We start from the raw sequence: 23,390 nt of genomic DNA, 5'->3' as shown, positions 1-23,390 counted from the left end.
CGACCATTCATGAACGACGGGCCTCTCGATGCTGGCCCTGTCGACGGCAAACTGTGGTACCAATGGTCGAAAGCCGTGCCAAGGGAGGCGCTCCATGACTGCAGAACAGTCGCCCGTCCGGTCGGGAAATCTGACGCTCGCCGAACTCGAAGGCCTCATCGACGCTCGCGAGATCGACACCGTGATCGTGGCCTTCGCCGACATGCAGGGGCGCCTGGTGGGCAAGCGGGTCTCGGCGCGACTGTTCCGTGAAGAAGTCGCCGCGCACGGCGCCGAGTGCTGCAACTACCTGCTCGCCGTCGACGTCGAGATGAACACCGTCGGCGGCTACGCGATGTCGTCGTGGCAGACCGGCTACGGCGACATGGTCATGCAGCCCGACCTCGGCACCCTGCGCCGCATTCCGTGGCTGCCGGCCACGGCGCTCGTCATCGCCGACCTGCGCCGCATGGATGGCGGCCCCGTCGCCCCGAGCCCGCGGCAGATCTTGCAGCAGCAGGTCGATCGACTCGCCCAGCACGGGCTCGTGCCCTTCGTCGGCACCGAGCTCGAGTTCATCGTCTTCGACGACAGCTATCGCGAGGCGTGGGCGAAGGGCTATGACCACCTGACCCCCGCGAGCGACTACAACATCGACTACGCGCTGCTCGCGTCGACGCGCATGGAGCCGCTCTTGCGCGACATCCGCAACGGCATGGACGGCGCCGGCATGTACTGCGAGGGCGTCAAGGGCGAGTGCAACTTCGGCCAGCAAGAGATCGCCTTCCGCTACGCGCACGCCCTCGCAACGTGCGACAACCACGTCATCTACAAGAACGGTGCGAAAGAGATCGCCGACCAGCACGGCAAGGCGCTCACCTTCATGGCCAAGTACGACGAGCGCGAGGGCAACAGCTGCCACATTCACCTCAGCGTGCGCGGCACCGACGGCTCGGCCGTCATGGCCGGCGACGGGCCGCACGGCTTCTCGCCCCTCATGGAACACTGGCTCGCCGGGCAGCTCGCCGCCATGCGCGAGCTGAGCCTGTTCTTCGCCCCCACCATCAACTCGTACAAGCGCTACGTGCCCGGCAGCTTCGCGCCGACGGGCATCGCCTGGGGCGTCGACAACCGCACATGCGCGCTGCGGGTCGTGGGCTCTGGCCACAGTCTGCGCGTCGAGAACCGCGTGCCAGGGGGCGACGTCAACCCCTACCTCGCCACCGCGGCCATCATCGCCGCGGGCCTGCACGGCATCGGGAACCAGCTGACGCTGCCCGAGATCTTCGAAGGAAACGCCTACGACGCCGACGTGCCGCGCGTGCCGTCGACCCTGCGCGATGCGGCCGAGCTGTTCGCGGGCTCCGAGCTCGCGCGCGCCGCGTTCGGCGACGAGGTCATGGCGCACTACCTCAACATGGCGAAGGTCGAGCAGTCGGCCTTCGACGCGGCGATCACCGACTGGGAGCGCATCCGTGGCTTCGAACGGTTGTGAGCCGACCACCGCCACAGGGCGACGCCCCGTGATCGGTCTGACCACCTACCTCGAGCAGGCGCAGTGCGGCGTGTGGGATGTTCTCGCAGCGTTCTTGCCCGCCGTCTACATTGACGCGGTGACGCGCGCGGGCGGCACGGCGGTGCTGCTGCCTCCGCAGCCACTCGACGAGGCGGCGGCCGACGCCGTGCTCGACGGCCTCGACGGCCTGATCTTGACGGGCGGCAAAGACGTCGATGCGCGCCGATACGGTCAACAGCCGCACCCGGCGAACGATGCGCCGCGCCTCGATCGCGACGCTCTCGAAGACGTGCTGCTCACGCGGGCCATCGCCCGCGACATTCCCTTCCTCGGCATCTGCCGGGGGCTGCAAGTGCTCAACACGGCGCTCGGCGGCAGCCTCATCCAGCACCTGCCCGATGCGATCGGGTCGTCGCGCTACAACGCCGGTGGCGGCGTCTTCACCCCCAACCCCGCGATCATCGAGCCGGGCACGCGCACGGCAGCGCTGCTGGGCGATCGGGTGACCGTGCAGAGCTACCACCATCAGGCGATCGACGAGGTGGCGCCCGGCCTCACCGTGAGCGCCCGAGGCGACGACGGCATCGTGCAGGCGGTCGACGTCGACGCGATGACGTTCGGCGTGGCCGTGCAGTGGCACCCCGAAGAGTCGGCGACCGACGACGCTCGATTGTTCGCGGGCCTCGTCGACGCCGCGGTGCACTACCGAGAGAACCGGAAGGCCCGCGCATGAGCGAGACCACTCTCATCAATCCCGCTGACGAGTCGATCATCGGCACGGTGCGGCACACGACGCTCGACGAGGTCGATGCGGCCGTCGAACGGGCCGTCGTGGTGCAGCGGTCGTGGGCAGCGCTCGCGCCCGTCGACCGGGCTCGTGCGCTGCGCCGCTTCGCCGCGACGGTCGACGCGCACGTCGACGAGCTCGCCGAGCTCGAGGTGCGCAACTCGGGCCACCCGATCGGCGCCGCTCGCTGGGAGGCGGGCAACGTGCGCGACGTGCTCGACTACTACAGCGGAGCACCCGAGCGGCTCATCGGCCAGCAGATTCCCGTCGCCGGGGGTCTCGACGTCACCTTTCACGAGCCGCTCGGCGTCGTCGGGGTGATCGTGCCGTGGAACTTTCCCATGCCGATCGCGGCATGGGGATTCGCGCCAGCGCTCGCAGCCGGCAACGCCGTGCTGCTGAAACCCGCCGACTGGACGCCGCTCACGGCGATCCGGCTCGGCGAGCTCGCCCTCGAATCGGGGCTGCCCGAGCACCTGCTGCAGGTGCTGCCGGGCCGCGGCTCGGTCGTCGGCGACCGGTTCGTGACGCACGAGCGCGTGCGCAAAGTGGTCTTCACCGGCTCGACCGAGGTGGGCAAGCAGGTGATGGCCGGATGCGCGGCGCAGGTGAAGCCCGTCACGCTCGAGCTCGGCGGCAAGAGCGCGAACATCGTGTTCGCCGACGCCGACCTCGAGGCAGCGGCATCCGGCGCCCCCGGCTCGGTCTTCGACAATGCCGGGCAAGACTGCTGCGCGCGGTCGCGACTGCTCGTGCAGCGCAGTGTGCTCGACCGCTTTCTCGAACTGCTCGAGCCCGCCGTGCAGGGCTTTCGCGTCGGCGACCCCCACGACGAGGCGACCGAGATGGGGCCGCTCGTGTCGAGGGGGCACTTCGACAACGTCGCGGCCTTTCTCGACGGCAGCGTTCCCGTCGCGTTCACGGGCACGGCGCCCGAGGGCCCCGGCTACTGGATGCCGCCGACCGTGCTGCTGCCCAACCGCTCAGACCGCGTGGCGCGGGATGAGATCTTCGGCCCCGTCGTCTCGGTGCTGCCGTTCGACGACGAGGCCGACGCGATCGCGTTGGCCAACGACTCAATCTTCGGGCTGTCTGGCTCGATCTTCACGCGCGACCTCGGCCGCGGCATCCGCGTCGCCCGCGGGGTCGAGAGCGGCGCGCTGAGCGTCAACTCGCACTCGTCAGTGCGGTACGCGACCCCCTTCGGCGGGTTCAAGCAGAGCGGGCTCGGGCGCGAGCTCGGCCCTGATGCCCCGCTCGCCTTCACCGAGACCAAGAACGTCTTCTTCTCGCACAGCTAAGGAGCCCGGCATGACCATTACCCCCATCGACCTCACCCAGCGCCTGAAGGGCAAGGTCGCCGTCATCACGGGCGGCGCGAGCGGCATCGGTCTCGCGACCGCGCGCCGCTTCGCCGCCGAGGGCGCCACCGTCGTCATCGGCGACATGAACCCCGCGACGGGCGAGGCGGCCGCGGCCGAGGTCGGCGGCCTCTTCGTGAAGGTCGGCGTGACCGATGAGGCCGAGGTCAACCACCTCTTCGACACGGCCCAGTCGACCTTCGGCTCGCTCGACATCGCGTTCAACAACGCGGGCATCTCGCCCCCAGACGACGACTCGATCGAGACCACCGAGCTGCCGGCGTGGGAGAAGGTGCAAGACGTCAACCTCAAGAGCGTCTACCTATGCTCGCGCGCGGCCCTTCGGCACATGGTCGCCCAGCAGTCGGGCTCGATCATCAACACGGCCTCGTTCGTGGCCGTCATGGGCAGTGCGACGAGCCAGATCTCGTACACTGCGAGCAAGGGCGGTGTGCTCGCCATGACGCGTGAGCTCGGGGTGCAGTTCGCCCGGCAGGGCATCAGGGTCAACGCCCTGTGCCCGGGCCCCGTGAACACTCCGCTGCTGCAAGAGCTCTTCGCGACCGACCCCGAGCGAGCGCAGCGCCGACTCGTGCACATTCCGAAGGGGCGGTTCGCCGAGCCCGAAGAGCTCGCCGCCGCGGTCGCCTTCCTCGCGAGCGACGACGCCTCGTTCATCACCGCCTCGACGTTCCTCGTTGACGGCGGCATCAGCGGCGCATACGTCACCCCGCTGTAGGGTCGCGGTCATGGCCGGGCAGAACGAGCGTGCAGACGCCGACCTCGTCGAGCCCGGCGACGCCCTCGACTCGGGCGAGTCGCTCGCGCACGAGGCGCTCTCTCGGCCCGTGCGCACCGGCAATGCGTTCGAAGAGACCCTCGCCCGCCTGCTGCAGCTCATCAGGCTCGGCATCGTGGCTCCCGGTGACGCTCTCGCGCCCGAGCGCGAGCTCGCCGCGCGGTTCGAGGTGAGCCGCGACACCGTTCGCGATGCCATCCGGTCGCTGGCCGATGCCGGCTACCTCGAGTCGAGGCGCGGTCGCTACGGCGGAACCTTCGTGCGCGACCCGCTGCCCGACGCGCAGGGCGCGCCAGCCCCCGAGGTGACGCTCGACGAGCTCGACGACATTCTCACGCTGCGCACGGTGCTCGAAGTGGGTGCAGCACGCGCTGCGGCGGCACGAGCGCTCTCAGCGGCAGAGCGCGAGTCGCTGCACTCGCGCCTCAGCGAACTCGCCGAGGCCGACCCGGCAGACTACCGACGCCTCGACTCACGGCTGCACCTGACGATCGCCGAGCTCTCGGGCAGCTCGCGACTGGTCTCGCTCATCGCCGAGAACCGCATGCACGTCAACCTGCTGCTCGACCGCATTCCGCTGCTGGCGCCCAACATCGCGCACTCTGACGAGCAGCATGCCCAGATCGTCTGGGCCGTGCTCGTGGGTGATGCCGAGGGCGCGGCGAGAGCGATGGACGAGCACCTTCGAGGCTCGCAATCGCTGCTGCGCGCCTTTCTCGGCTAGCGATCTGAGACGAGCGAGCGGCGCTGCGCCGCGACCTCGCGCGATCGCGTGGCGGTGTGCTCGCGCGCGAACTGCACGGTCTCGCGCAGCAGGGCGAGCCGTCGGGAGTCGTCTGACCCGCACGAGCGAGTGTTGATCTCGGCGATGAGGGCACCGTCGAAGCCGCGACGGGCGAGCAGCTGCAGCACCTCGGCGACGGGCTGGGCGCCGCGGCCGGGCAGCAGGTGCTCATCGAAGACTCGGTCGTTGGGCTCGACCGACGAGCCGTCGCATAAGTGCACATGGCGCAGCCGATCGCCCCACTGCTCGGCGAGGTCGAGCGAGCTCACTCCGGCGAGTGCGGCGTGCGAGAAGTCAAGCGTGAGGGCGTCGACGGCGAGGTCGCCGGGGTTCCAGCTCGGGGCATAGGCCTCACGGTCGCGCCCGCGTACCGTGACCGGGAACATGTTCTCGACGGCGATCGTGACTCCCGTCGCCTCGGTGAGCTCGCGCACTGCCGACTCGAAGCCGCGCGCGGCGATCACCTGCCAGCGAAACGGCGGGTGCACGACCACAGTGCTGGCGCCGACGTGACGGGCGAGCTCGACGCTGCGCTGCAGCTTGACGCGCGCGTCAAGCCCGTAGACGAAGGTCGTCAAGACCAGAACAGGGGCGTGGATGCTCAGCACGGGCATCCCGTACCGCGCACTGAGGGCCTTGATCACGCGAGGGTCGCGCGTATCGGGGTCGCTCGTCACCATGATCTCGACGCCGTCGAACCCAGCCTCGGCGGCCAGGTGGAAGGCGTCGGCCAGGCGACGGTGGAGAACGCTGGTTGTGCCCATGCCGATGCTGATCACGGTGCCACAGTACGACTCGCCGAACGCCGCCTCGAGGAGCCCAGCATGAACGCCTCGTGACGATTCGTCGAACCGCGAGAAGCCGAGATCGGTCGTCTGAGAAGACTCTGAGACTCTCTTGATACCGTTGGGCCATATGACGAGCCCGGCGCGAACCAGCAGAAGCAGCTACGACTTCATCGTCGTGTCGAACCGTCTGCCCGTCGATCGAGTGGTCGGCCTCGACGGCGTCGAACGCTGGCAGCGGTCGCCCGGGGGTCTCGTCACGGCGCTCGAGCCCGTCATGAAGGCCTCAGACGGCGCCTGGGTCGGCTGGGCGGGCAAGCCAGACCTCGATCTCGACCCGTTCGTCGAAGACGGCACCTATCTCGTGCCGGTGCCGCTGAGCCCGCTCGAGATCGAGCACTACTACGAAGGCTTCAGCAACGACACCCTCTGGCCGCTCTATCACGACGTCATCGCCCCGCCGAGCTTCCACCGAGAGTGGTGGGACGCCTATGTCGAGGTCAACCAGCGTTTCGCCGACGCGAGCGCGCGCATCGCGGCACCGGGCGCGACCGTGTGGGTGCAGGACTACCAATTGCAGCTCGTGCCGAAGATGCTGCGCGAGCAGCGGCCCGACCTCACCATCGGCTTCTTCAACCACATTCCGTTTCCGCCATACGGCATCTACGCGCAGCTGCCGTGGCGCCGCCAGGTCGTCGAAGGGCTGCTCGGGGCCGATGTCATCGGCTTTCAGCGCGTGGCAGATGCCGGCAACTTCTCGCGGGCCGTGCGCCGCCTCTTCGGCTATGCGACGCGCACTCCCGAGATTCGCGTGCCCGATGACAAGGGCGGGCACCGCAGTGTCATCGCCAAGGCGTTTCCGATCTCGATCGATGTCGAGAGCTTCGAAGAGATCGCGCGGCGCCCCGAGATTCAGGCGCGGGCTCAGCAGATTCGCGACGACCTCGGCAACCCTGCCACGATCATGCTCGGCGTCGACCGCCTCGACTACACGAAGGGCATCCGCCACCGATTGAAGGCCTTCGGCGAGCTGCTGCGCGACGGTGAGACGCAGGCCGGCCAGACCGTGCTCGTGCAAGTGGCGAGCCCGAGTCGCGAGCGGGTGGCGGCCTACATGCAGTTGCGCGATGAGATCGAGCTGACGGTCGGCCGGCTCAACGGCACCTACGCCACCATCAGCCACCCCGTCGTGTCGTACCTGCACCACGGGTATCCGCGTGAAGAGATGGTGGCGCTCTACCTCGCGGCAGACGTCATGCTCGTGACCGCGCTGCGCGACGGCATGAACCTCGTCGCGAAAGAGTACGTGGCGTGCCGGCACGATGAAGACGGCGTGCTCGTGCTGAGCGAGTTCGCGGGCGCCGCCGACGAGCTCAAGAATGCGCTGCTCGTCAACCCGCACGACATCGACGGTCTCAAAGAGGCACTGCTGCACGCCGTTCGCATGCCTCATCGCGAACGCACGACCCGCATGCGAGCATTGCGCCGACGGGTGCGCGAGAACGATGTCGCCCGCTGGTCGCAGAGCTTTCTCGACACGCTGCGCCACGCCAACCACCACTCCGATGCCCGATGACGGGTCAGCTCGAGACAGCGCTCGGCGAGGCGTTGCGGCGCATCGCGGCGGTCGACCGACTGCTCATCGCGCTCGACTTCGACGGAACCCTCGCCCCCGAGGTCGACGTGCCCGATGCCGCGCGCGCGATTCCAGCCGCCACCGAGCACCTTGCCGCATTGCAGGGGATGCCCGGCACGACGATCGCCTTCGTCTCAGGCCGCGCTCTCTCGAGCCTCGAGGTCGTGGTGCCACGCGAGATCACGGCAGCCATGATCGGCTCGCACGGGCTCGAAGTGCGTATCGCGCCGGGCGATGAGGTCGCGCCGGTCGACGAGCGCGATCGCGCGCGGGTCGAAGCGCTGCGTGAGGCGCTGCACCCGCTCGTCGACGCAGTCGAGGGGGCCTGGGTCGAGGTCAAGCCCGCGGGCTTCGCGGTGCACACTCGCGTCGTCGAATCGAGTGCGGCCGCCGAGCTTCAGCGTCGGGTTCGCGCGGCGTCGCTCGAGGCAGATGCCGACGTCTTGGTGCGCGACGGCAAGAACGTCGTCGAGTTCGCCGTTCGCGACGCGACCAAGGGCGATGGCGTGCGCGTGCTGCGCGATCGACTGCAGCCAGACGCCGTGCTCTTCGCTGGAGACGACGTCACCGATGAAGACGCGCTCGCGGTGCTCACCGAGGGCGATGTCGGCATCAAGGTGGGCACTGCCGACTCGGTCGCGCCGTTTCGCGTGACGGATCCCGCGCAGCTCGCCGACGCGCTCGCGGTGCTCGTCGAGGCCCGCTCGCAGCGCTGACCGGCGTGTCATCGGCGCGCAGCCGAGACAGATAGAATTGAGCCATCCGGCGACGCACCGTCTGTCGCACGTGACGCCCTACCCCCTTGCCGAACTGCCGACACCGAGGGAGGACGCATGATCGCTGTCCTTGCGGTGATCGGTGTTGCCGCAATGCTGCTGCCATTGCTCGCGCGCTCCATGGGTTCTCGCGTGTTCTGGGTCGCGTCGCTCGTCTCGCTGGGAGCCTTCGCGCACACCCTGCTGCAGGCGCCTGCCGTGCTCGCCGGTGAGATCGAGCGCTTGCCCGTCGAGCGCGTGACCTGGATTGCTCAGTTGCAGTTCACGCTTGACATGCGCATGGACACGCTGTCGTGGGTGCTCGCCCTCATCGTCACGGGCATCGGCAGCCTCGTCATGTTCTACTGCGCCTCCTACTTTCGCAGCGACGAACCGGGCCTCGGCCGATTCGCTGCCGTGCTGCTCGCCTTCGCGGGCGCCATGTACGGCCTCGTCGTCGCCGACGACGTCTATTTGCTGTTCGTGTTCTGGGAGGCCACGAGCGTCTTCTCGTACTTGCTCGTCGGTCACTACATGCACCGCAGAGCGAGTCGTGGAGCCGCGCTGCAGGCTCTCATCACGACGACCCTCGGCGGGCTCGTCATGCTCGTCGGCCTCGTGCTGCTCGCAGGGCAGGCCGGTTCGTCGAACCTGAGCGTCATCCTCGAGAGCACACCTGCCTCGACGCTCACGACCGTGTCGGTGTATCTCGTGCTCGTCGGTGCGCTCTCGAAGTCGGCGATCGTGCCGCTGCACTTCTGGTTGCCGGGAGCCATGGCCGCGCCGACCCCCGTGAGCGCATACCTGCACGCTGCAGCCATGGTCAAGGCCGGCATCTACCTGCTCGCCCGCATGGCACCGGCGTTCATCGAGGTGCCCGGGTGGCGAGAGGTGCTCGTGACGCTCGGGCTCGCGACCATGCTGCTCGGGGGCTGGGCGGCCCTCAAGCAGACCGACCTCAAGCTGCTGCTCGCCTACGGCACCGTGAGTCAGCTCGGGTTTCTCACCGTCGTCGCGGGCTTCGGCACGCGCGACACGGCGCTCGCCGCGCTCGCGCTACTGCTCGCCCACGCGCTCTACAAGGGATCACTGTTTCTCGTCGTCGGCATCATCGACCACAAGGCGGGCACGCGCGACCTTCGTCGGCTCAGTGGGCTCGGCCGACGTTCGCCCGTGCTCGCCATCGTAACCGCCGTGGCGCTCGCATCGATGGCGGGGCTGCCGCCCCTGTTCGGCTTCGTCGCGAAAGAGACGGTGCTGCACGGCCTGCTCGCCGAGGCCATGGGCGGCGGCGAGCAGCAGCTGTGGGGCACGATCGCCCTCGTGGGCGTCGTCGTGGGCTCGTCGATCACCGTCGCGTACAGCATCCGGTTCTTCTGGGGTGCGTTCGCGCGAAAGACGCACGTCGACGACGTCACGTCGCTCGAGACGATGAGCAAGCGATTCGTGCTCGCACCCACCGTGCTCGCCGTCACGGGCCTCGCCCTCGGGCCGCTCGCTCCCATGGCGGGCACGGGCCTCATGGGGTACCCCGCGCTCTTCGATGCGAGCGAGTCAGAGCCGTACGCACTCGCACTGTGGCACGGCATCGGGCCCGTGCTGTACCTCTCGCTCATCACGATCGTGCTTGGCGCCGTCATGTTCGCACTGCGCGAGAAGCTCACGAGCGTGCAAGAGCGGCTCGCGACCGGTCTCAGTGCGTCAGACGCCTATTGGGAGACCATCAGCGCCGTCGACCGATTGGCCGCCCGCACAACGAGCCTCACCCAGCGCGGTTCACTGCCGTTCTACCTCGGCGTCATCCTCGTCGTGTTCGTCAGCGTCATGACCGCTGGACTCGTGTCGGGCACCACGTGGCCGGCGGAGCTGCGACTGTGGGATCAGCCAGCGCAGCTCGCGATCGGCATCGTCATGATCGGATCGGCGATCGCCGCCACGAAGGCGCAGAAGCGCTTCGCAGCCCTGCTCGTCGTCGGCGTCACGGGCTTCGGCATGTCGGCGCTCTTCGCCCTGCACGGCGCACCCGACCTCGCGATCACGCAGATTCTCGTCGAGGTCGTGACCCTCATCGCGTTCGTGCTCGTGCTGCGCCGCCTGCCCGCGCGTCTCGGCGACCGGCACGGCAGCACGCATCGCCCGCTGCGAGCCGTCATCGCCATCGGGGTCGGGCTCGTATTCGCCCTCGTTGCCCTCATCGCGGCCGGTTCGCGCATCGCCAACCCGATCTCGCTCGACTGGGCCGAACTGGCGCTCGGCCAAGGCCACGGTCGCAACATCGTGAACGTGGCACTCGTCGACTTGCGCGGCTGGGACACCATGGGCGAGCTCGCCGTCGTCATCGCCGCCGCGACGGGCGTCGCGAGCCTGCTGTTCTTGCGAGACCGTGGCGAGGCACCGAGCCGCATGGGTCGAGCCGCTGTGAAGCGCCGCATCACATCGCGGCTCGAACGGGTGCGCGAGAAGGGTGCGCTCGGTGAGCGCCGCAACGCCTGGATTCTCGCGGGACCGACGCTCGACCCCCGACACCGCTCGATTCTGCTCGAGGTCGTCGTGCGCTTGACCTTCCACGCCGTCATCGTCGTCTCGCTGTACTTGCTCTTCGCGGGCCACAACCTGCCGGGCGGCGGCTTCGCGGGCGGGCTCGTCGCAGGGCTCGCGCTCGTCGGCCGATATCTCGCGGGCGGGCGATACGAGCTCGGCGCTGCGCTGCCGCTGGGTGCAGGCACTGTGCTGGGTGCCGGGTTGTTCGTGGCAGCGGGCGCAGCAGTCGTGCCGCTGTTCTTCGGGGCGCCACCGCTCACGTCGACCTACTGGGAGGTCGACGTGTGGCTGCTCGGTGAGATCGAGTTCGTCACGTCGACCATCTTCGACATCGGCGTGTACCTCATCGTCATCGGTCTCGTGCTCGACGTGCTGCGCAGCCTCGGTGCCGAGGTCGATCGGCAGGGCGGCGACGAGCAAGCGCCGGTCGCGCTCTCGGCTGCCGCGCGCAGCCCTCGGAGGGCAGGGCGATGACGATCTCTCTCGTGCTCGTCGTCGTCATGGCCGCGCTCGTCGCGTGCGGCGTCTTCCTGCTGCTCGAGCGCAGCCTCACCAGGGTCGTGCTCGGCTTCTTGCTCATCGGCAACGGCGTCAACCTGCTCATTCTCATCATGACGGGCCGCCCCGGCATCGCGCCGATCGTCGTCGACGGCGTCGCTGCCGACGACTACACCGACCCTCTGCCGCAGGCGCTCATCCTCACCGCGATCGTCATCACCTTCGCCGTGTCGGCCTTCTTGCTCGCGCTCATCTACCGGTCATGGCGGCTCGCGAACGCCGACGACGTGTCTGACGACGTCGACGATGTGGCGTTGCGTGAAGGCGCCATCACGCTGCCGCTCGAAGAGACCACTCCCGACGAGGGCGACACCGACTTTCCCGCCGATGAAGGCGCGCTCACCGGATTCGAAGTCGACGATTCGCGAGAGGAGCCGCGATGAACGCCCTCGTCTCGCTCGTCGTGCTCGTGCCCATGCTCGGCGCGGCCCTCACGCTCGTGCTCGGCCGTCGTGCTCGCCCGCAGCGCATCGTCGCGGCGCTCTCGCTCGTCGCCGTGCTCGGCATCGGCATCGCGCTGCTGCTCATCGTCGACGACTCGGGACCCCTCGTCGTCGAGGTGGGCAATTGGCAAGCACCGTTCGGCATCGTGCTCATCGCCGACCGGCTCTCAGCGCTCATGGTCGTCGTCTCGGCGGTCGTGCTGCTCGCCGTGCTGGTGTTCTCGATCGGGCAGGGTCTCGCCGATGGCGATGACGAAACCCCCGTGTCGATCTACTACCCGACCTACCTCATTCTGACGACGGGCGTCATGGTGGCGTTCGTCGCGGGCGACCTCTTCAACCTCTACGTCGGCTTCGAGATTCTGCTCGTCGCGAGCTATGTGCTCATCACGCTCGGCGGCACCGAGTCGCGCATTCGCGCTGGCGTCACCTACGTCATCGTGAGCCTGCTCTCGTCGTTGCTCTTTCTCGCGGCAATCGGCATGGTGTACGGCGCGCTCGGCACGGTCAACCTCGCGCAAGTCGCCCAGCGGGTGCAAGACCTGCCCGTCGATGTGCAAATTCTGCTGCACGTGATGCTGCTCGTCGCCTTCGGCATCAAGGCGGCCGTCTTTCCGCTCTCGTTCTGGTTGCCAGACAGCTACCCGTCTGCACCGGCTCCCGTCACCGCCGCGTTCGCGGGCCTGCTCACCAAGATTGGCGTCTACGCGATCATCCGAGTCGAAACCGTCATCTTTCCGAGCCCCGAGCTGAATCCCGCGCTCATGGTGCTGGCGCTACTCACGATGGTCGTGGGGGCTCTGGGTGCGGTGGCGCAAGCCGACATCAAGCGAATCCTGTCGTTCACGCTCGTGAGCCACATCGGGTTCATGATTCTCGGCGTTGCCCTCGGAACGGTGGCGGGCACCGCGGCCGCCATCTTCTACATCGTTCACCACATCGTCGTGCAGACGACGCTCTTCTTGGCGGCCGGTCTCGTCGAGCGAGAAGCGGGCAGCACGTCGATCACGCGCATCGGCGGTCTGCTCGCGAGCGCACCGCTCGTGGCGCTGCTGTTCTTCATTCCCGCACTCAACCTCGGCGGCATCCCCCCTTTCTCGGGCTTCATCGGCAAGCTCGGGCTGTTCCAGGCCACCGCGGTGCAGGGCGATGCGCTCGCCTACACGCTCATCGGCGCAGGTGCCTTCGTCTCGCTGCTCACGCTCTACGCGCTCGTGCGCGTCTGGAACCTCGCTTTCTGGCGCCCCGCCGACGACGTCGAGGGCGACGAGTCGCGGCTGCTGCGCGAGGTCGAAGAGGCTCCGCTCAGCACGTCGACGATCGCCGTGAGCAAGACCACGCCGAGGCTCATGACCATCAGCACCGCCGGGATGGTCGCGGTCGGCCTCGCCCTCACGGTCTTCGCGGGGCCGCTCTACGCCGTGTCCGACCGAGCGGCTGAGAACCTCGACGGGCCCGAGCCGTACATCCGGTTGCTGTTCCCCGACTTCGAAGAGGGGGTTGCCGAATGATCGAGGCGAACGTCTCGCCCGATGCGCCGCCGCGCCGCCGCGTCACGCTGCTCGAGCAAGTGCCGCTGCTGCTCGCGCTCGTGGCACTGTGGATCATGCTGTGGGGATCGGTGACGCCGCTCACGATCGTCACGGGAGTCGTCGTCGCGCTCGCCGTTACTCGCGTCTTCTACTTGCCCCCGGTCGAGCTCTCGGGCCGCTTCAACGTCTTCTGGTTCGTCGTCTTCGTCATGCGCGTGCTGGGCGAGATCGTCGTGGCATCGTTCCAGGTCGCCCTGCAGGCCTTCGCACGAGAGCCCATGCCGTACAGCGCCGTGATCCGCATCGACTTGCACACGCGCTCAGACTTCATCATGACGGGAACAACGATCGCGGTCTCGGTCGTGCCCGGCTCGGTCGTGCTCGAAATCGATCGAGTCAACGCGCGGCTCTACGTGCACACCCTCGGGGCGCGCACCGACGACGACATCGACAAGGCCCGCGCGCACGTGCTGAGTCTCGAGCGCGACCTGCTGCGCGCGTGGGGCTCGGCCGACGAGTGGAAGGCGGTGCGCTGATGCTGGTCGTTCTGCACATCATTACCGGCAGCGTGCTCGCGATCGCGGCGCTCATGCTGCTCTACCGCGTCATCGTCGGCCCTTCGTTGCTCGATCGAGTCATCGCATCTGACGTGCTGCTCACGACGCTCATCGTGGTCGTCGGCGCCGAGATGGTCATGAACGGCCATACGCGCACCATTCCGCTCATGGTCGTGCTCGCCGCCGTCGGCGTCTTCGGCAGCATCTCGGTGGCGCGTTTCGTCACGCGCGCGACCGATGCGACCGATGTGCGAGAGCAGGGTGCGCGATGATGTTGACGCTCTTTCTGCAGTCGACCTCGTTCGTCGATTCGGAACCCGTCTCGTCGGCGCTCGATCTCGTCGCCGCGGTATTGCTCATCGTGTCAGCTTTGCTGACGTTCGCCGCGGCCGTCGGCCTCTTGCGGTTTCCGGATGCCCTCGCACGGTTGCACGCCGCCACCAAGCCGCAGATTCTCGGCCTGATTCTGCTCGTCGTCGCGCTCGCGCTCAGTGTGCGCAGCTGGGCCGTGCTGCTGCTGCTGATTCCTGTGGTGGTGTTCCAACTGCTCACGGCACCGATCGCCGCGCACATGGTGGGTCGGGCCGGCTACCGCACGGGTGAGTTCGACCCCGACACCCTCATCGCCGACGAGCTCGAGCCCGATGTCGACGAGGCGGGGCGCATCGATCTGCCCGGCGGCAGCTTCGACGACGAACCGGGCACGGCCAAGGGCACGCGCGCCGGGCCATAGAATCAAGGAATGTCGAAGGCCGACCACAAGCCCCGTTCCCGCGTCGTCACAGACGGAATCGAAGCCACCACCTCGCGCGGCATGCTGCGCGCCGTCGGCATGGGCGATGACGACTGGAGCAAAGCGCAGATCGGCATCGCGAGCTCGTGGAACGAGATCACCCCGTGCAACCTCTCGCTCGCGCGCCTCGCGCAATCAGCGAAAGAGGGTGTGCACGCCGGTGGCGGCTACCCGCTGCAGTTCGGCACCGTGAGCGTGAGCGACGGCATTTCGATGGGTCACGAGGGCATGCACTTCTCGCTCGTGAGTCGCGAGGTCATCGCCGACTCTGTCGAGACCGTCATGCAGGCCGAGCGCCTCGACGGCTCGGTGCTGCTCGCCGGGTGCGACAAGTCGATTCCGGGCATGCTCATGGCGGCCGCGCGACTCGACCTCGCGAGCGTCTTTCTCTACGCAGGGTCGATCGCGCCCGGCTGGGTGAAGCTCAGCGACGGCACCGAGAAGGCCATCACCATCATCGACAGCTTCGAAGCGGTCGGCGCGGTCAAAGCAGGCAAGATGTCGGCCGAAGACGCCCACCGCATCGAGTGCGCCTTCGCTCCGGGTGAGGGGGCCTGCGGCGGCATGTACACCGCGAACACGATGGCGTCGGTGGCCGAGGCGCTCGGGCTGAGCCTTCCGGGGTCGGCGAGCCCAGCATCCTACGATCGCCGTCGCGACATGTACGCCCACCGCAGCGGCGAAGCCGTCGTGAACCTGCTCAAGCACGGCATCACGGCGCGTCAGATTCTCACGAAGCAGGCCTTCGAGAACGCCATCACGGTGGCGATGGCCCTCGGCGGGTCGACGAACGTCGTGCTGCACCTGCTCGCCATCGCGCACGAGGCCGAGGTCGAGCTCACGCTCGACGACTTCAACCGCATCGGCCAGAACGTGCCGCACATCGGCGACCTCAAGCCCTTCGGCAACTACGTCATGAACGACGTCGATCGTCAGGGCGGGCTGCCCGTGCTGCTCAAGGCGCTGCTCGACGCCGGGCTGCTGCACGGTGACGTCATGACGGTGACCGGCAAGACGATGGCCGAGAACCTCGCCGACCTCAACCCCGACCCGCTCGACGGTGAGGTCTTGCGCACCCTCGACAACCCCATTCACGCCACCGGCGGCCTCACCATTCTCAAGGGCTCGCTCGCACCCGAGGGCGCTGTCGTGAAGACCGCCGGCTTCGACGCCGCCGTCTTCGAAGGCCCCGCGCGCGTCTTCGAGCGCGAGCGCGCGGCGATGGACGCCCTCACCAACGGCGAGATCTCGGCCGGCGACGTCGTCGTCATCCGCTACGAGGGGCCCAAGGGCGGCCCGGGCATGCGCGAGATGCTCGCCATCACCGCCGCCATCAAGGGGGCTGGGCTCGGCAAAGATGTACTACTCTTGACCGACGGTCGATTCTCAGGCGGCACAACCGGACTGTGCATCGGCCATATAGCTCCCGAAGCGGTAGACGCTGGTCCTATCGCCTTCGTGCGCGATGGTGATCTGATCCGGGTTGATATCGCTGCTCGCTCCCTCGACCTACTGGTCGACGCTGACGAGCTCACGGCGCGCCGCACCGACTGGGCGCCCCTGCCTCCGCGTTACACCCGTGGCGTCCTCGCCAAATACTCGAAGCTCGTGCGCTCAGCCGCGCAAGGAGCCGTCACCGGGTAGCAGCGCGGCACTGACCTCCCGATCACCGACTCTCAAGAAGGCCCACACGATGTCGACGGAATCACCTGCCGTGCCGAGCGCTGCCGCAAGCTCACCGGCCAAGAAGGGCGAACCGCCCATGCTCACCGGGTCGGGCGCCATTCTCGCCTCGCTCGAGAAACTCGGCATCACCGACGTGTTCGGCCTGCCGGGCGGCGCCATCATGCCGTTCTACGACGAGCTCATGGCGTCGAAGACCATTCGCCACATTCTCGTGCGCCACGAGCAGGGGGCGGGGCACGCCGCCGAAGGGTACGCCGCCGCGAGCGGTCGACTCGGCGTGTGCATCGCCACCTCCGGCCCAGGAGCCACCAACCTCGTCACGGCCATCGCCGACGCCCACATGGACTCGGTGCCGCTGCTCGCCATCACCGGCCAGGTGTTCTCGACCTCGATGGGCACCGACGCCTTCCAAGAGGTCGACATCACGGGCATCTCGATGCCCATCACCAAGCACTCGTTTCTCGTCACCGACCCGGCCGATGTGCCGGGCGTCATCGCGGCGGCCGTGCACATCGCCACGACCGGGCGCCCCGGCCCCGTGCTCGTCGACGTCACGAAAGACGCCCAGCAGAAGTCGGCGCCGTTCATCTGGCCGCCCAAGATCGACCTGCCCGGCTACCGCCCGGTCACGAAGGCGCACGGCAAGCAGATCCAGGCCGCGGCGCAGCTGCTCGTCGAGTCGCGCAAGCCCGTGCTCTACGTCGGCGGCGGAGTCGTGCGCTCGGGAGCCCACCGAGAGCTGCTGACCTTCGCCGAGAAGACCGGCGCGCCAGTCGTGACGACGCTCATGGCGCGCGGCGCCTTTCCAGACTCGCACCGCCAGAACCTCGGCATGCCCGGCATGCACGGCACCGTTCCGGCTGTGCTCGCCCTGCAAGAGAGCGACCTGCTCATCGCCCTCGGCTCGCGCTTCGATGACCGCGTGACGGGCAAGGTGAGTGAATTCGCGCCCGGTGCGAAGGTCATCCACATCGACATCGACCCCGCCGAGATCGGCAAGATCAGGCAGGCAGATGTTCCCATCGTGGGGGATGCCCGAGAGGTGCTGCTCGACCTCATCCCGGCCTTCGATGCCGCCGCCAAGACGTCGGCGCCCGACTTCGCCGACTGGTGGAAGCGCCTCGACGCCCTGCGGTCGCAGTACCCGCTCGGCTACGTCGACGACCCCGACGACGGCCTGCTCGCTCCGCAAGCGGTCATCGAGAAGATCGGTGAGATGTCTGGCCCCGAAGCGGTCTACGCCGCGGGCGTCGGCCAGCACCAGATGTGGGCCGCGCAGTTCATCAAGTACGAGCGCCCCGGCGCATGGCTCAACTCGGGTGGTGCCGGAACGATGGGCTACGCGGTGCCCGCCGCGATGGGTGCCAAGGTGTCGCAGCCCGACCGCCTGGTCTGGGCGATCGACGGCGACGGCTGCTTCCAGATGACCAATCAAGAGCTCGCGACCTGCACGATCAACAACATTCCGATCAAGGTCGCCATCATCAACAACTCGTCGCTCGGCATGGTGCGCCAGTGGCAGACGCTGTTCTACGACGGTCGGCACTCGTTCACCGACCTCGAGACGGGGTCGACGAGCAAGGGCGTCGAGACGCGCATGGTGCCCGACTTCGTCAAGCTCGCCGAGGCCTACGGTGCGCTCGGCATCCGCGTGACGCAGCCCGAAGAGATCGAGCCCGCGATCAAGCTCGCGATCGAGACCAACGACCGCCCCGTCGTCATCGACTTCATCGTCAGCCGCGACGCGATGGTGTGGCCGATGGTGCCCCAGGGCGTCGGCAACTCGTCGGTGCAGTACGCGCGAGACCACGCGCCCGAGTGGGAGGAAGAGTAACCGTCATGACCTACCACGTGCTCTCACTGCTCGTTGAGGACAAACCGGGTCTGCTGACCCGGGTGGCCGGACTCTTCGCCCGACGCGGATTCAACATCCGCTCGCTGGCCGTCGGCACGACCGAGATCGAAGGCCTCTCGCGCATCACCGTCGTCGTCGAGGTCGAAGGCCTGCCGCTCGAGCAGATCACCAAGCAGCTCAACAAGCTCATCAACGTGCTCAAGATCGTCGAGCTCGACCCCTCGTCGTCGGTGCAGCGCGAGCACCTGCTCATCAAGGTGCGCGTCGACAACTCGACGAGGTCGCAGATTCTCGAAGCGACCAACCTCTTCCGTGCGCGCGTCGTCGACGTCGCCACCGACTCGCTCGTCATCGAGGTCACGGGCGACACCTCGAAGGTCGAAGCGCTGCTGCGCGTGCTCGAGCCCTACGGCATCAAAGAGATCGCGCAATCTGGCCTGCTCGCCATCGGTCGAGGCTCGAAGAGCATCAGCGAGCGCGTGCTCAAGAACTAGACACCACCAGCATCCATCCCACCCATCAAGGAGAACCACTCGTGACCGAGATCTACTACGACAACGACGCCGACCTGGCGCTCATCCAGAGCAAGAAGGTCGCCATCGTGGGCTACGGCTCGCAGGGCCACGCGCACGCCCAGAACCTGCGCGACAGCGGCGTCGAGGTGAGCATCGCCCTCAAGGCCGGCTCGAAGTCGATTCAGAAGGCGAGCGACGACGGCTTCAGCGTCATGACGGTGGCCGACGCCGCCGACTGGGCAGACGTCATCATGATTCTCGCGCCCGACCAGCACCAGCGCTCGATCTTCGCCGAGAGCATCAAAGACAAGCTCACCGCGGGCAAGACGCTCGCCTTCGCGCACGGCTTCAACATTCGCTTCGGCTACATCGAGGCACCCGAGGGCGTCGACGTCATCCTCGTCGCGCCCAAGGCTCCCGGCCACACGGTGCGCCGCGAGTTCGTCGCGGGCCGCGGAATTCCCGACATCATCGCCGTCGAGAACGACGCCACCGGCACGGCATGGGATCTCGCCCTGTCATACGCCAAGGCCATCGGCGGCACGCGCGCCGGCGTCATCAAGACCACGTTCACCGAAGAGACCGAGACCGACCTGTTCGGCGAGCAGGCGGTGCTCTGCGGGGGAACCTCGCAGCTCGTGCAGTATGGCTTCGAGGTGCTCACCGAGGCCGGCTACCAGCCCGAGATCGCCTACTTCGAGGTGCTGCACGAGCTCAAGCTCATCGTCGACCTCATGTGGGAGGGCGGCATCGCCAAGCAGCGCTGGAGCGTCAGCGACACCGCCGAGTACGGCGACTACGTCTCGGGCCCCCGCGTGCTCGACGCGAGTGTGAAAGAGAACATGAAGGCCGTGCTCGCCGACATCCAGTCGGGAGCCTTCGCGAAGCGCTTCATCGACGACCAAGACGCCGGAGCCCCCGAGTTCAAGGAGCTTCGCGCGAAGGGCGAGCAGCACCCCATCGAAGAGACCGGCCGCAAGCTGCGCGCACTCTTCTCGTGGAAGCAGCAAGACGCCGACTACGTCGACGGCAGCGCTGCGCGCTGACGTCGCCGCAGTCACTGACGCAGTGCTTGTCGGTGTGCACGCGCGAGCGCGTGCACACCCCGACGGTAGCGCTGTGCGCTGACGCCATAACCTCCTCCGCCACACGCTGAGGAACCCACGAGGCCGCAGCCCCCGCAACCAGGGGCCGCGGCCTCGTGCTGTCTGCATGCTCCGACTGGTCTCGCCGCCCGCGCCGCTACGTCGCGAGTTGCCCCGTTTGTGGCATGAGTGCTGAAACGTTTCGCGACTCATGCCAGAAACGGCCACCAGCGCGGGGGTGGTGGGGCAGCGTGCGGCGAGGTTGCGAGGGCGCGAGGTCGCGAGGTTGCGAGGTCCCGCGAACGCCGAGGCTGCGGTCGGTAGGCTCGCAACATGGCCCGCCCACCTGACTCTGCGCGTCGCCGCGACCAGCCAGACGACGACGCCGCACTGCGGTGGGACGACCTCGACGACCCGAGCTATGTCGACCCTGGCCGTGCCCACCCGAGCGATGCCAGTCTCGGCAGTGCCGACGCCGAGCACGATGCGCTGGAGCACGTTGACCCCGAAGGAGTACCCAAGGGCTCGCGGCAGGGCGGCGCCGGTGCTGAGCAGGGCGACTCGGGTGTGAGCGCGGCTCGCAGTGAGCATCCCGCAGCGAAGTCGGCGACTGTCGCCGTCACCGCTCTCGGCGCCCTCGTGTTCGCCGCCTACTCGGTCGCGTGGGTGATCGGAGTGGGCAGTCTGCCGCTCAGCGGGCCGACGCTGCTCATCGAGGTGCTGTATCAGTTCGCCGAGTTCTTGGCGATCATCGCGAGCGCGCTGTGGTTCGGTGCCACGGTCGCGCTGACCCGAGGTCGCCCCGGTGTGCGCGCCGCGTGGTTCGCGCTCGGCACGCTTGTGCTGCTGCCGTGGCCCTTCGTGTTCGGAGCCATCGGATGACCGCCGCGAGCAGCGCCGCACCTAAGCCCGAGGCGGCGCAGTTAGAGCAGCCCGTCGCGACGAACACCGACCGAGGCACTCGCGCGCAACGCTGGGGCGTCATCGCACTGCTGTCGATCGTCGCCGGCTGGTTCGTCTGGGACGGGGTCGGCAGCCTCGTGAGCCTGCCCCAGCTGTATGCGCAGCTCGGCATCGCCGACGAGGTGCCCTGGGTCGTGCTGTGGCTCGGGGTCGCGCAGCCCGTCGTCATCTACGCCGCGGCGCTCGTCGTCGCCACCCGCCAGCCGCTCGCACGGGCGGCCCTCGTGCTGCTCGCGTCGCTCGGCGCGATCGCCGCGCTGCGCCTGAGCATCATCGCCGTCGCGACCGGCACGATCACGATCTTCGGGTGAGAGTCACCCCTCAGAACAGCCCCACCCACAGCACGAGCGCGATGAGGGCGAGCTGCATGACGAGTCTGGGCCAGAACGGCACGGCGACAGCGCCGAACCGGTCGCGGTGCCGCGCGGCATAGGCGTTCGCCGGAAACACGCACACGAGAAACACCGCGAGGGCGACGCCCGCCGCGGCGCGCGTGGGCTCCCACAGCAGGCCGAGGCCGCCGGCGATCTCAGCGACACCGGTCACCCACACCCAGGCGCGCGGCGAGAACGGTCGGCCGTGAAAGACGCGGGGCACCATCGCGGTCATCGTGCGCACGACGGGCGGCACGAAGTGGGCGACTCCGATGGCGATGAAGACGGCGGCGGTGATGATGCGGGCGAGCTCGAGCGCAGCATCCGGAGTCATGGCGGCCATTCTGCCCGCACCGCCTGCGATAGCCTGTGAGCACCGGTCGCCCCCACTGGCGTTGGCCTCCGTCTACCACCGCGCCCCTGCTGGTTCCCCGTCTGTTAGGACACCTGTCACCGTGACCAAACCGGTTGTACTCATCGCCGAAGTGCTGTCTCCTGCCACCGTCGACGCCCTCGGGCCCGACTTCGAGATTCGGCACGTCGACGGCACCGATCGCCCCGCCCTGCTCGCGGCGCTCGCCGACGCTCACGCGGTGCTGATCCGTTCGGCGACGCAGATGGATGCTGAGGCCATCGCCGCATCGAAGACTCTCAAGGTGATCGCGCGCGCGGGCGTGGGTCTCGACAACGTCGACGTGCCCGCCGCGACCAGTGCGGGCGTCATGGTCGTCAACGCTCCGACGAGCAACATCATCAGCGCAGCCGAGCTGGCGATCGCGCACCTGCTGTCGCTCGCGCGATTCATTCCAGACGCGAACTCGTCGATGAAGGCGGGGGAGTGGAAGCGCTCGAAGTACACCGGCGTCGAGCTCTACGAGAAGACGGTCGGCGTCGTCGGGCTGGGCCGCATCGGCGTGCTCGTCGCGCAGCGGCTCGCCGCGTTCGGTGTCGAGCTCATCGCCTTCGACCCCTACGTGCCCCCGGCCCGCGCGCAGCAGCTCGGTGTCGAACTCGTGTCGCTCGATGAGCTCATGCGGCGCAGCGACTTCATCACCATCCACATTCCGAAGACGCCAGAGACGACGAACCTCATCGGCGAGGCCCAGTTCGCGCTCGCGAAGCCGACGCTGCGCATCGTCAACGCGAGCCGCGGCGGCATCATCGATGAGGATGCCCTCCGTGACGCCCTCGCGAACGGCACCATCGCCGGCGCCGGTCTCGACGTGTTCGTCAACGAGCCGCCGACGGGTTCGCCCCTGCTCGACCTTCCGACCATCCAGCTCACCCCCCACCTGGGCGCGTCGACTGACGAGGCGCAAGAGAAGGCTGGCGTGTCGGTGGCGCGGTCGGTGCGCCTCGCGCTCGACGGCGAGCTCGTGCCCGACGCGGTCAACGTGGCGGGAGGTGTGATCGACCCGAGCGTGCGGCCGGGTATTCCCCTCATGGAGAAGCTGGGCCAGGTGTTCGCGGCGCTCGCCGATGCGTCGTTCGCGAGCGTCGATGTCGAGGTGCGCGGCGAGATCGTCGAGCACGACGTCAACGTGCTCAAGCTCGCGGCCCTCAAGGGAATCTTCAGTCGCATCTCGAGCGAGCAGGTGAGCTACGTGAACGCTCCGCTCTTGGCCGAGCAGCGCGGTGTGGCCGTGCGCCTGCTCACCGATGCCGAGAGCCCCGAATATCGCAACCTGTTGACCATTCGGGGTGCGCTGAGCGACGGCACGCAACTGTCGGTGAGCGGCACCCTCGTCGGCGCGAAGCAAGTGCAGAAGATCGTCGAGATCAACGGCTATGACGTCGAGGTTCCGATGGCCGAGCACTTCATCGTCATGCTCTACACCGACCGCCCCGGCATCGTGGCGATCTACGGCAAAGAGTTCGGCGAGGCGAACATCAACATCGCGGGCATGCAGATCGCCCGCCACACGGCCGGTGGCCAGGCGCTGAGCGTGCTGACCGTCGATTCGCGCGTGCCCGACGAGCTGCTCGAGCGACTGCGCGAGGCGATCGACGCGAGTGTGCTGCGCGAGATCACGATCATCGAGCAGTAGGGCCCCTCTCGCGACGACGCCCCCGCCGATCGTGGACG

At 68.1% G+C, this 23,390-nt stretch carries 22 protein-coding genes; 20 read left to right on the top strand and 2 right to left on the bottom strand.

The features are described 5' to 3' along the window. Positions 1 to 94: 94 nt before the first annotated feature. Genes KIT89_RS06975 through KIT89_RS06955 form a run of 5 tightly spaced genes read left to right on the top strand, consistent with a single transcriptional unit; the run spans position 95 to position 5,166 of the window. Positions 95 to 1,474, top strand: coding sequence for a glutamine synthetase family protein (locus tag KIT89_RS06975; RefSeq protein ID WP_297599619.1), 1,380 nt, complete (start codon positions 95 to 97; stop codon positions 1,472 to 1,474). 28 nt (positions 1,475 to 1,502) lie between these two features. After that, a complete protein-coding gene (locus tag KIT89_RS06970; protein WP_297599617.1) occupies positions 1,503 to 2,228 on the top strand; it encodes a gamma-glutamyl-gamma-aminobutyrate hydrolase family protein in 726 nt (241 codons plus the stop codon). Beyond that, positions 2,225 to 3,583 (top strand): aldehyde dehydrogenase, encoded by a 1,359-nt coding sequence (locus tag KIT89_RS06965; RefSeq protein WP_297599614.1) that lies wholly within the window; start codon positions 2,225 to 2,227, stop codon positions 3,581 to 3,583. Before KIT89_RS06970 ends, KIT89_RS06965 begins: the two co-directional genes overlap by 4 nt. A 10-nt stretch (positions 3,584 to 3,593) precedes the next feature. After that, the gene (locus tag KIT89_RS06960) at positions 3,594 to 4,382 is read left to right on the top strand and encodes a 3-oxoacyl-ACP reductase (RefSeq protein WP_297599612.1); all 789 of its coding nucleotides are present in this window, start codon (positions 3,594 to 3,596) and stop codon (positions 4,380 to 4,382) included. A gap of 10 nt (positions 4,383 to 4,392) precedes the next feature. Next, a complete protein-coding gene (locus KIT89_RS06955; RefSeq protein WP_297599610.1) occupies positions 4,393 to 5,166 on the top strand; it encodes a FadR/GntR family transcriptional regulator in 774 nt (257 codons plus the stop codon). Here KIT89_RS06955 and KIT89_RS06950 read toward each other — a convergent pair. After that, a complete protein-coding gene (locus tag KIT89_RS06950) occupies positions 5,163 to 6,005 on the bottom strand; it encodes a sugar phosphate isomerase/epimerase (RefSeq protein ID WP_297599608.1) in 843 nt (280 codons plus the stop codon). The genes KIT89_RS06955 and KIT89_RS06950 overlap by 4 nt on opposite strands. Before the next feature lie 136 nt (positions 6,006 to 6,141). On the opposite strand from KIT89_RS06950, the gene otsA reads away from it, so the two are divergent. The 14 genes from otsA (at position 6,142) to KIT89_RS06880 (ending at position 21,241) form a co-directional block, all read left to right on the top strand. Further along, positions 6,142 to 7,587: an alpha,alpha-trehalose-phosphate synthase (UDP-forming) gene (gene otsA, locus KIT89_RS06945; RefSeq protein ID WP_297599606.1), complete on the top strand. Its 1,446-nt coding sequence runs from the start codon at positions 6,142 to 6,144 to the stop codon at positions 7,585 to 7,587. Continuing rightward, the gene (gene otsB / locus KIT89_RS06940) at positions 7,584 to 8,363 is read left to right on the top strand and encodes a trehalose-phosphatase (protein ID WP_297599604.1); all 780 of its coding nucleotides are present in this window, start codon (positions 7,584 to 7,586) and stop codon (positions 8,361 to 8,363) included. Before otsA ends, otsB begins: the two co-directional genes overlap by 4 nt. Positions 8,364 to 8,480: 117 nt before the next feature. After that, the gene (locus KIT89_RS06935; RefSeq protein WP_297599602.1) at positions 8,481 to 11,417 is read left to right on the top strand and encodes a Na+/H+ antiporter subunit A; all 2,937 of its coding nucleotides are present in this window, start codon (positions 8,481 to 8,483) and stop codon (positions 11,415 to 11,417) included. Beyond that, positions 11,414 to 11,884 (top strand): Na(+)/H(+) antiporter subunit C, encoded by a 471-nt coding sequence (locus KIT89_RS06930; RefSeq protein ID WP_297599601.1) that lies wholly within the window; start codon positions 11,414 to 11,416, stop codon positions 11,882 to 11,884. The genes KIT89_RS06935 and KIT89_RS06930 overlap by 4 nt, the downstream gene beginning before the upstream one ends. Continuing rightward, positions 11,881 to 13,455: a Na+/H+ antiporter subunit D gene (locus KIT89_RS06925; protein ID WP_297599599.1), complete on the top strand. Its 1,575-nt coding sequence runs from the start codon at positions 11,881 to 11,883 to the stop codon at positions 13,453 to 13,455. Before KIT89_RS06930 ends, KIT89_RS06925 begins: the two co-directional genes overlap by 4 nt. Beyond that, on the top strand, positions 13,452 to 14,012 hold the full coding sequence (locus KIT89_RS06920; protein WP_297599597.1) for a Na+/H+ antiporter subunit E: 561 nt from the start codon (positions 13,452 to 13,454) through the stop codon (positions 14,010 to 14,012). The genes KIT89_RS06925 and KIT89_RS06920 overlap by 4 nt, the downstream gene beginning before the upstream one ends. Beyond that, positions 14,012 to 14,305 carry a monovalent cation/H+ antiporter complex subunit F gene (locus KIT89_RS06915; RefSeq protein WP_297599595.1) on the top strand — a complete coding sequence of 98 codons (294 nt, stop codon included), beginning with the start codon at positions 14,012 to 14,014 and terminating at the stop codon, positions 14,303 to 14,305. The genes KIT89_RS06920 and KIT89_RS06915 overlap by 1 nt, the downstream gene beginning before the upstream one ends. Beyond that, positions 14,302 to 14,766: a monovalent cation/H(+) antiporter subunit G gene (gene mnhG, locus KIT89_RS06910; RefSeq protein WP_367275859.1), complete on the top strand. Its 465-nt coding sequence runs from the start codon at positions 14,302 to 14,304 to the stop codon at positions 14,764 to 14,766. The genes KIT89_RS06915 and mnhG overlap by 4 nt, the downstream gene beginning before the upstream one ends. A 9-nt stretch (positions 14,767 to 14,775) precedes the next feature. After that, entirely contained in the window at positions 14,776 to 16,470 is a 1,695-nt protein-coding gene (ilvD, locus tag KIT89_RS06905; RefSeq protein WP_297599593.1) for a dihydroxy-acid dehydratase, read from the top strand. Positions 16,471 to 16,519: 49 nt separating this feature from the next. Beyond that, positions 16,520 to 18,346: an acetolactate synthase large subunit gene (locus KIT89_RS06900; RefSeq protein ID WP_297599591.1), complete on the top strand. Its 1,827-nt coding sequence runs from the start codon at positions 16,520 to 16,522 to the stop codon at positions 18,344 to 18,346. 5 nt (positions 18,347 to 18,351) lie between these two features. Then, on the top strand, positions 18,352 to 18,861 hold the full coding sequence (gene ilvN / locus KIT89_RS06895; RefSeq protein ID WP_297599589.1) for an acetolactate synthase small subunit: 510 nt from the start codon (positions 18,352 to 18,354) through the stop codon (positions 18,859 to 18,861). Positions 18,862 to 18,902: 41 nt separating this feature from the next. Continuing rightward, the gene (gene ilvC / locus KIT89_RS06890; RefSeq protein WP_297599587.1) at positions 18,903 to 19,928 is read left to right on the top strand and encodes a ketol-acid reductoisomerase; all 1,026 of its coding nucleotides are present in this window, start codon (positions 18,903 to 18,905) and stop codon (positions 19,926 to 19,928) included. Positions 19,929 to 20,300: 372 nt separating this feature from the next. Next, entirely contained in the window at positions 20,301 to 20,849 is a 549-nt protein-coding gene (locus KIT89_RS06885) for a hypothetical protein (protein WP_297599585.1), read from the top strand. After that, on the top strand, positions 20,846 to 21,241 hold the full coding sequence (locus tag KIT89_RS06880; RefSeq protein WP_297599583.1) for a hypothetical protein: 396 nt from the start codon (positions 20,846 to 20,848) through the stop codon (positions 21,239 to 21,241). The genes KIT89_RS06885 and KIT89_RS06880 overlap by 4 nt, the downstream gene beginning before the upstream one ends. Positions 21,242 to 21,251: 10 nt before the next feature. Here KIT89_RS06880 and KIT89_RS06875 read toward each other — a convergent pair whose 3' ends face one another. Further along, positions 21,252 to 21,638: a hypothetical protein gene (locus KIT89_RS06875; RefSeq protein WP_297599581.1), complete on the bottom strand. Its 387-nt coding sequence runs from the start codon at positions 21,636 to 21,638 to the stop codon at positions 21,252 to 21,254. Between the two features lie 121 nt (positions 21,639 to 21,759). Between KIT89_RS06875 and serA the strand changes: the two genes are divergently transcribed. After that, positions 21,760 to 23,352 carry a phosphoglycerate dehydrogenase gene (serA, locus tag KIT89_RS06870; protein WP_297599579.1) on the top strand — a complete coding sequence of 531 codons (1,593 nt, stop codon included), beginning with the start codon at positions 21,760 to 21,762 and terminating at the stop codon, positions 23,350 to 23,352. Positions 23,353 to 23,390: the final 38 nt, after the last annotated feature.

Origin of the sequence: Microcella sp., from assembly GCF_025808395.1 — a bacterium.
Classification (GTDB): Bacteria; Actinomycetota; Actinomycetes; order Actinomycetales; family Microbacteriaceae; genus Microcella.
Note: the sequence above shows the minus strand (reverse complement) of the source record. Positions and strands in the feature narration are given on the sequence as shown.

Excerpts from the sequence above, each read along its gene's own strand:
- otsB (WP_297599604.1), top strand. The coding sequence starts at position 7,584 with ATGACGGGTCAGCTCGAGACAGCGCTCGGCGAGGCGTTGCGGCGCATC.
- KIT89_RS06875 (WP_297599581.1), bottom strand. The coding sequence starts at position 21,638 with ATGACTCCGGATGCTGCGCTCGAGCTCGCCCGCATCATCACCGCCGCC.
- KIT89_RS06900 (WP_297599591.1), top strand. The coding sequence starts at position 16,520 with ATGTCGACGGAATCACCTGCCGTGCCGAGCGCTGCCGCAAGCTCACCG.
- KIT89_RS06965 (WP_297599614.1), top strand. The coding sequence starts at position 2,225 with ATGAGCGAGACCACTCTCATCAATCCCGCTGACGAGTCGATCATCGGC.
- ilvD (WP_297599593.1), top strand. The coding sequence starts at position 14,776 with ATGTCGAAGGCCGACCACAAGCCCCGTTCCCGCGTCGTCACAGACGGA.
- KIT89_RS06960 (WP_297599612.1), top strand. The coding sequence starts at position 3,594 with ATGACCATTACCCCCATCGACCTCACCCAGCGCCTGAAGGGCAAGGTC.
- KIT89_RS06885 (WP_297599585.1), top strand. The coding sequence starts at position 20,301 with ATGGCCCGCCCACCTGACTCTGCGCGTCGCCGCGACCAGCCAGACGAC.
- ilvN (WP_297599589.1), top strand. The coding sequence starts at position 18,352 with ATGACCTACCACGTGCTCTCACTGCTCGTTGAGGACAAACCGGGTCTG.
- mnhG (WP_367275859.1), top strand. The coding sequence starts at position 14,302 with ATGATGTTGACGCTCTTTCTGCAGTCGACCTCGTTCGTCGATTCGGAA.
- otsA (WP_297599606.1), top strand. The coding sequence starts at position 6,142 with ATGACGAGCCCGGCGCGAACCAGCAGAAGCAGCTACGACTTCATCGTC.
- KIT89_RS06935 (WP_297599602.1), top strand. The coding sequence starts at position 8,481 with ATGATCGCTGTCCTTGCGGTGATCGGTGTTGCCGCAATGCTGCTGCCA.
- KIT89_RS06915 (WP_297599595.1), top strand. The coding sequence starts at position 14,012 with ATGCTGGTCGTTCTGCACATCATTACCGGCAGCGTGCTCGCGATCGCG.
- KIT89_RS06955 (WP_297599610.1), top strand. The coding sequence starts at position 4,393 with ATGGCCGGGCAGAACGAGCGTGCAGACGCCGACCTCGTCGAGCCCGGC.
- KIT89_RS06930 (WP_297599601.1), top strand. The coding sequence starts at position 11,414 with ATGACGATCTCTCTCGTGCTCGTCGTCGTCATGGCCGCGCTCGTCGCG.
- KIT89_RS06920 (WP_297599597.1), top strand. The coding sequence starts at position 13,452 with ATGATCGAGGCGAACGTCTCGCCCGATGCGCCGCCGCGCCGCCGCGTC.
- KIT89_RS06925 (WP_297599599.1), top strand. The coding sequence starts at position 11,881 with ATGAACGCCCTCGTCTCGCTCGTCGTGCTCGTGCCCATGCTCGGCGCG.
- KIT89_RS06975 (WP_297599619.1), top strand. The coding sequence starts at position 95 with ATGACTGCAGAACAGTCGCCCGTCCGGTCGGGAAATCTGACGCTCGCC.
- KIT89_RS06880 (WP_297599583.1), top strand. The coding sequence starts at position 20,846 with ATGACCGCCGCGAGCAGCGCCGCACCTAAGCCCGAGGCGGCGCAGTTA.